The following is a 1,040-nucleotide window of genomic DNA, read 5'->3' as shown; positions in this document are numbered from 1 at the left end:
ATCAGACACACTTTTTGTCACTTAACCCGTGTTTGTCGCGGGGATCGTCGTAAAGCACAGTGCATCGAGCCGTGCGAAAGCCTTAAAGTGGGGGAAATTAAACCGCGTACACACCCTAGCGGATAGGATGTTGTGCATGAGTAAGGAATTCGCCTCAGCAGGAACGCTGTCCCACGATAAGACGCTGCCGTGGGTCGTGCGCATCTTCGTCTACACGGATGCTGAGGGCAGCCAATCGGCTGCTGAGAAGGTTCGTGGGGTGCTCGCGGAACTGATTCCGGATCAGGAAGTCAACGTCTACGAGGATGTCATGCCCGATGTGGGGCGCACCTCTTCGCTCGCTGATTTGTGGGCGGAGGCCAACCCGGGCATGGATCCGGGGGATCGGAAGCGTTACCGCATCAGTGTGGTGGCTCCGGGGCTGTCTCACTGCGAAATGGCGGATCTGGCAGGCCCGCTCGCTGAGGCCGTCAGCCCGGGGTGGGCAGAGGGGGAGGCTGCGACCAAGGTCGCGAAGGGCGATGTCCCGTGCCGTGTCGCTGTCGGGCGTGCCGACGAGCACCCGGGCGAACCCCCGCTAGTGCAGAATTAACCAGAATTCGGAATTAATCCGAAGCGAGAGCTGTTATCTGGGTTACATCCTAAGAGTCGTTTGCAATGACGACGCTTCACAACCATGAGAGGGAAGTGATTCCGAAAATGGCACACACTATTTCGCATGATGAGGCCGGTCAGCGCTATGTTCTCACCGTAGAGGGAGAAGAGGCCGGCTTTGCCGCTTACACCCCGGTGGAAGGTGCCCTGGACTTTGACCACACGGTTGTAGATGGCAAGTTCCGTGGACAAGGCCTGTCCAAGCCGCTTATCGCAGGCGCGCTGGATGATGTTCGGAAGAACAACCGAAAGATTCGCACCAGCTGCTCCGCTGTTGCCAACTTCGTGGAGAAAAACCCGGAATACCAGGATCTACTGGCTGACTAGTCGCTGAAGGGCGAAGAACGCACAAAGAAGCCGGCCGGCTGCTCACGATAGGAAGAGCA

General features: G+C 58.0%; 2 protein-coding genes. Both read left to right on the top strand.

Annotated elements, in window-relative coordinates; all coding sequences use genetic code 11:
• Nucleotides 1-136: 136 nt before the first annotated feature.
• A complete protein-coding gene (locus tag HMPREF3135_RS11040; RefSeq protein ID WP_049190265.1) occupies nt 137-592 on the top strand; it encodes a hypothetical protein in 456 nt (151 codons plus the stop codon).
• 107 nt (nt 593-699) lie between these two features.
• Nucleotides 700-981 (top strand): GNAT family N-acetyltransferase, encoded by a 282-nt coding sequence (locus HMPREF3135_RS11035; RefSeq protein WP_042388192.1) that lies wholly within the window; start codon nt 700-702, stop codon nt 979-981.
• Nucleotides 982-1,040: the final 59 nt, after the last annotated feature.

Source organism: Corynebacterium sp. HMSC14H10 (assembly GCF_001807105.1).
Classification (GTDB): Bacteria; Actinomycetota; Actinomycetes; order Mycobacteriales; family Mycobacteriaceae; genus Corynebacterium; species Corynebacterium jeikeium_D.
This window is presented reverse-complemented; position numbering and strand designations above follow the sequence as displayed.

Bases quoted from the DNA above. Each gene is read 5' to 3' on its own strand.
- HMPREF3135_RS11040 (WP_049190265.1), top strand. From the start codon at position 137: ATGAGTAAGGAATTCGCCTCAGCAGGAACGCTGTCCCACGATAAGACG.
- HMPREF3135_RS11035 (WP_042388192.1), top strand. From the start codon at position 700: ATGGCACACACTATTTCGCATGATGAGGCCGGTCAGCGCTATGTTCTC.